The sequence below is a fragment of the Desulfocicer vacuolatum DSM 3385 genome, from assembly GCF_900176365.1.
Taxonomy (GTDB): Bacteria; Desulfobacterota; Desulfobacteria; order Desulfobacterales; family Desulfobacteraceae; genus Desulfocicer; species Desulfocicer vacuolatum.
Window position 1 is genome coordinate 1 of record NZ_FWXY01000055.1, and the last position, 5,375, is coordinate 5,375.

6 protein-coding genes are annotated in these 5,375 nt (G+C 38.7%); 3 read left to right on the forward strand and 3 right to left on the reverse strand.

What is annotated here, in order from left to right:
• Positions 1-575: 575 nt before the first annotated feature.
• The 3 genes from iscB (at position 576) to B9A32_RS20670 (ending at position 4,161) form a co-directional block, all read left to right on the forward strand.
• Positions 576-1,808: an RNA-guided endonuclease IscB gene (gene iscB / locus B9A32_RS20655; RefSeq protein WP_084072045.1), complete on the forward strand. Its 1,233-nt coding sequence runs from the start codon at positions 576-578 to the stop codon at positions 1,806-1,808.
• 103 nt (positions 1,809-1,911) lie between these two features.
• Positions 1,912-3,354 carry an SLC13 family permease gene (locus tag B9A32_RS20660; RefSeq protein WP_084072047.1) on the forward strand — a complete coding sequence of 481 codons (1,443 nt, stop codon included), beginning with the start codon at positions 1,912-1,914 and terminating at the stop codon, positions 3,352-3,354.
• A 546-nt stretch (positions 3,355-3,900) separates the two neighbouring features.
• Positions 3,901-4,161, forward strand: a complete 261-nt coding sequence (locus B9A32_RS20670; protein ID WP_084072052.1) for a type II toxin-antitoxin system RelB/DinJ family antitoxin — start codon at positions 3,901-3,903, stop codon at positions 4,159-4,161.
• A 268-nt stretch (positions 4,162-4,429) separates the two neighbouring features.
• Here B9A32_RS20670 and B9A32_RS20675 read toward each other — a convergent pair whose 3' ends face one another.
• From B9A32_RS20675 to B9A32_RS22005, 3 genes are all read right to left on the reverse strand, one after another.
• A complete protein-coding gene (locus B9A32_RS20675) occupies positions 4,430-4,765 on the reverse strand; it encodes a type II toxin-antitoxin system PemK/MazF family toxin (protein WP_084072054.1) in 336 nt (111 codons plus the stop codon).
• A complete protein-coding gene (locus B9A32_RS20680) occupies positions 4,765-5,013 on the reverse strand; it encodes an AbrB/MazE/SpoVT family DNA-binding domain-containing protein (RefSeq protein ID WP_084072057.1) in 249 nt (82 codons plus the stop codon). Before B9A32_RS20680 ends, B9A32_RS20675 begins: the two co-directional genes overlap by 1 nt.
• A gap of 79 nt (positions 5,014-5,092) precedes the next feature.
• A partial coding sequence (locus B9A32_RS22005) for a hypothetical protein (protein ID WP_212638052.1) occupies positions 5,093-5,375 on the reverse strand: 283 nt, incomplete at its 5' end.

The window sequence follows — 5,375 nt, forward strand, 5'->3', positions numbered from 1 at the left end:
GTCGCTTATAATATTGAAAGGTTCAGAATGCGCTCATCCCTTTCAGATGTCACGCAATTTCTTAAATATTCAAAAAAACTTAGGACTCACGAGTTACCTATAGAATACATAAAACACCTCCTTATATAGAAGGTATCAAAAAAATAAGAATCGTCAATATTTTTTTATAATTTTTTAGATATATTATCTAACAGTTCATAGCCTTTCTACTATATTTTCAGGCTCCTTAGCTTGGTCAGTCCCTAATTCGCACTAATTCGATTAATCTTTTAAAGTTCTTGACAAGGACATCCATACCAGATTTAAAAAAATAAAATTGTAGAACTATGATAGTTCCTAAATCAATAGTATTTCATAGTATTGACATGGAACTAACAGGAGGCATCATTTAATGATGAAGCAGAAGTTAATCAGGTTATCTTACCCTGGAATGTTACTCCAGTTCCAGGCTCTAAGGTTTATCTTTAAGGGTAGCGGAAACGTGAATGTGAGATAAACGTGACAAGCCTTTTTAACAACTCCAAGGAGTACCTTACTCTTTAACTTTTGTTCGAGAGGTCTTAAAGACATCCATTATGCTGGTTTATGTAATTAATAAAAACGGTAATCCATTGATGCCGTGCAAACCCGCCAAAGCCCGAAAATTGTTAAAATCGGGTAAAGCAACAATAGTCAACCACACCCCTTTCACCATCCAGTTGACATGGAATTGTGAAGAACATACTCAGCCGGTTACCATCGGTATTGATAAAGGGGCTAAGCGGACCGGGTTCTGTGCGGTTTCCAAAGATAGGGTTTTGATTTCGGGAATTATTGAGCACAGAAGCGATGTAAAAGATAAAATGAGTACAAGAGCGGCGAACAGAAGACAACGCAGATCCCGGTTGTGGTATAGAGCACCGAGATTTTTTAACAGAAGCGCAAGTACAAGAAGTGGAAGACTGCCTCCGTCAATCAAAACCAATGTGGAAGAAGTCCTCAGAGTAGTGAAGAAACTCCCCCTGCCCATTGATCATGTAATTGTAGAAGATGTGTTGGTGGATATTGCAAAATTGAATGATCCCGATCTGACAGCCAAAGATTATCAGGCATCCAACAGACTTCATGAAAATCTCAGACTGGCCTGCCTGCTCAGGGATGGATTTACTTGCCGGTATTGCAAAAAGAAAAATGGCAAACTGGAAGCCCATCATATCATACCGAGAAGTAAGGGCGGCAAAGACACCATATTGAATCTTGTGACACTATGCAGCACCCATCATAAAGCGCTTCATAAGGGCAAAATAAAGATGGAACTCAATGGGGTCGGTAACCTGAAAGATGTGATTGCCCAAAGGACCATGCAAGGAAAACAGTCCCTCTACAAACTGTTGTCAAGATTTGGAGAGGTGAAGACGATATTTGGATATCAAACGGCAGAATACCGAAAAGCGTTGGGTCTTGCAAAGGATCATGATGTGGATGCGTTCTGTATTGCCAATTATTTCAGCATGTATGATCTGAGCTATCATAAGGAGAATTGTTTCAGAGTTTCTTTCAGGCCCAGGCAAACAAGACGGTGCTATCATGATTTACCCAAACCGGGTAAGGGCAGAGTCCGATATAAGGTCAATGAGCTGCTTGAAGGCTTTAGAAAAGGGGATATTGTCATGGTAAAAGATCACTTTATCAAACAAATCAATTCAATTTATTCCAATGGCAGGCTGGCTTTCAAGAGAATCAAGGGTGAACCGGCCTCCGCTTTGCCCAAAAATTGCAGATTGCTTTTAAAACAAAAAACAATAGTATTTGATGCTATCAAATTCTAATTAATACTATTAAATAATTGAATGGTTACAATACATGTATGAATTGTAGTTCTACAATGTTTGAACATTATGGATTGCATATCATTTATAAAGGAAAAACACTATGCCAACTGATTCACTGGTGAAAAAAAATTTAAACCTTGGAAAACCTGAAGCAAAAAAGAAATCAAATTTTGGCAAATCGGAAATTGGGCTTTTTGCAGGACTCATTGCAGCTATGGTTATATGGAATATTAATTTAAATGGTCTTTTACCAGAAGGACAAAAGTGTTTAGCACTGAGCTTAATGACTGTAATATTCTGGGCAACGGGTGTAGCCCATTCTGGTTATATTTCAGGGATTTACTTAATAGCTTTGGTCGTATTAAAAGTAGCGCCTTCTTCAGATGTATTTAGTCTTTGGACTACAGATACTATTTATCTGATCATAGGCGCTTACCTGATTGCCGGAGCTGTTAAGTCGTCGGGACTCGGTGAGAGAATCGGGTATAAAGTTATTCTTAAATTTGTTAGCACATGGAAAAGTGTAATATTCACAATCTTTATTTTGACTTTTGTTTTAAGTTTATTGATTCCTCATCCATGGCCAAGAGCATTTCTGATCATGTCGGTTATGGGCGTTGTAATCAAGAGTGCTAAGTTATCTAAGGAAGATTCTGTTAAAATAGGATTGACAATATTTGCATCGTCAGTTCCCATTTCATTAATTTTCCTTACAGGGGATAGTATTATCAATGTATTGGTAGTTAAGTTTTCAGGAATTGAATTAAGTTGGTTAGGATGGCTTTTATATATGGGCGTTCCAGCAACTGTTGCAAGTGTCCTTACATATTTCTTAATCTTGTCATTATTCAAACCAAGTGGAGATTTCAGTATCAATAAAGATGAAATTAAAGAAAAACTTACTGGACTGGGATCAATGTCAGAGATGGAAAAGAGAGCCTTTCTTTGGATTTCAATAGCAGTTGTACTTTGGATGACAGACTCAATACACGGAATTGCTTTAGGATGGGTAACATTATTAGTGGCAATGGGAATGAGTCTTCCAATCATTGGAAAAATATTGACGCCAAAGGATTGGAGCGGAGTTCCATTGCATGTACTATTATTCGTGACTGCTGCAATATCAATTGGAAAAATTGGTGGGCTCACAGGTATGAATTCATGGATTGCATCTGTAGTATTGCCCTCAAGCGTTCCTGCAAATCCATTTATATTTGCATTGCTGATTGCTCTGATAGGAATTTGCCTGCATATGGTACTTGGCAGTGTTATCGCTGTAATGGGAATTGCGATTCCTGCGTTGATCTCTTTTACAACCGCCACTGGCATGAGTCCTTTAGTTCCGGCATTATTAGTGTACTCATCAATAGCAATTCATTATGTATTTCCATTCCATCATCTCAACATGCTGGTGGGTTTAGGCGAAGTTAATGGAATGTATAGTGATAAGGATGTAATTAAGTTAGGGATTCCACTGACAGGTGTTGTATTTATAGTCGTACTTGTGGAAATAATATGGTGGAATATTACTGGTTTGTTGTAAACATAGTTTTTCAGAAAAACCTATTTTACATAACCATTTAATTTGTTAAGCAACTGTGCCAGGCGTCAATTACTTTGTCCGGTTCGCGTCAATTATCTTGTCCGGTTGTGCTACTGAAAACAGTGCGGAATGTGTCAATGATAATGAGACACCCATCATCAAAAATTAGGCTTGTACTTTCTGTGTCGAAGGCGGGTTAATCCAAGCAGCCTTTGGCACGCTTTGTGGAACCGGCATTTTGTTCTTAAATCGGTTCTTGTTTTGCCTGAAAGCAGCCTGCAAAACGGCTTCCCTTTGGCGGTAAACTTGTTTGCTTAAGCCGTAATGAACCTGTTCAGGTGTAATAAGTGCAATGCCGGTATGATGGTGGATTTTGTTATACCCCTCTGTGTCAATGTAAGTGAGACAGAGGGCTAACATTGAAATCTGCGGTTTATCCGTCAGTATTTTTGTTGTTTTAAAAAAGATACTTGAACTTTTATTAATAAAGCGTATACTAATTGTAATGACATTGTCAATACAAAACTCTTTGGCAAGGAGGAAATTATGGCAAAAACAGCAGTGATTCAAACCCGTGTAGATCCGGCGATAAAGCAACATGCACAAACAATATTAAAAAGGTTGAACATTTCAATGTCCGAGGCGATCTCAATGTATCTTTCACAAATAACACTTCATAATGGGATACCTTTTGAATTAAAAATTCCGAATGACATTACAGCAAAAACTCTTATGGATACTGATAATGGCAAAGGGCTTCATACTGTTAATTCTGTTGATGACCTTTTTCAGGAACTTGATAATTGATTCTGCATTACACAACGCAATTCAAAAAAGACTATAAAAAAATTAAAATAATTGGCTGTCTGAGCAAGGACTGATATCTGTCAAAGAACAGTGGGTGAAAATTCATTACCCGGCACGGCCCGGTAAATTTAATGAACCGCCCTATGCGGACCTGCTTGCGGGGTGGTGTGGGGGCTGGGGATTAAAACCCCCGGCTACCCGATTGGCAGGTGGGTCAAAAACGCAATTTGCCTTAAATACAAACTTCATAAGATGGTCGCCGATAACCTCAATAAATACAAGCATCTAATATTGAAAGTACATCTGCAAGCAATTCTTCACCGCCTCGCTTTATTCGCTTAACTTTACGAGAACGGAAATCTACAGATTTCACTTGCTCAACCATAATGAATCCTGTCAGTTTACTACTTTCCGGTACAGGGACATGGAAAGGGAATTTGCGGTTAGTATTTGTGATTGGACACACTATAGCCATACCTGTACTGCTATTAAATAATTTTTTACTGACAACAAAAGCAGGACGCCGACCTTTTTGTTCATGGCCAGATTGTGGGTCAAACGTGATTGCAACAAGATCGCCCTGGTCAGGGATATATATCGGCATTACCAAACCTCTTTACCGACTGATTCACCCCAGTCAACTTCATGATTCTGATAATTCTCAGGTATGCGTGACACAAGGTCTTCAAGTTTATGACGCCCACGTATTTTTTTCGATGGCCTGATTTGAATCATACCACTTTTTACTGAAAGAGTAACTTCATCACCAACCTGAATTTGTGCTTCTGCCAAGATATTTTTAGTAAGGCGAAGACCTTGACTGTTACCCCATTTTTGTACTTTTGCAAACATAAGTCCACCTCCATATAAGAATTTAGTATATCCTAAGTATATACCAAATTATCATTAAGTCAATAGGCAGATTTTGGAATCATTTGCAGGAGAATGCGAAAAAAATACATGATCCAATCACGGGATAACTGACAGACACATCAACAAAAAAATATGATGAGAATAAGATATAGATGCCAACGCCCTGCTCACTGGCGCTTGGGATTGGCGCGGTTTTTGAGTTCTTTTTCAAAAACCGTGACAAGACCAAAGCGTCCAGTGGAGCAGCTTGTGGTACGCCCGGCATGGGCGTGAACTTATGGGGTGCAAGTCCCCTATACGTGAATCCTGTTAACTGAGTTACAGTTAACACAAGTATTAGC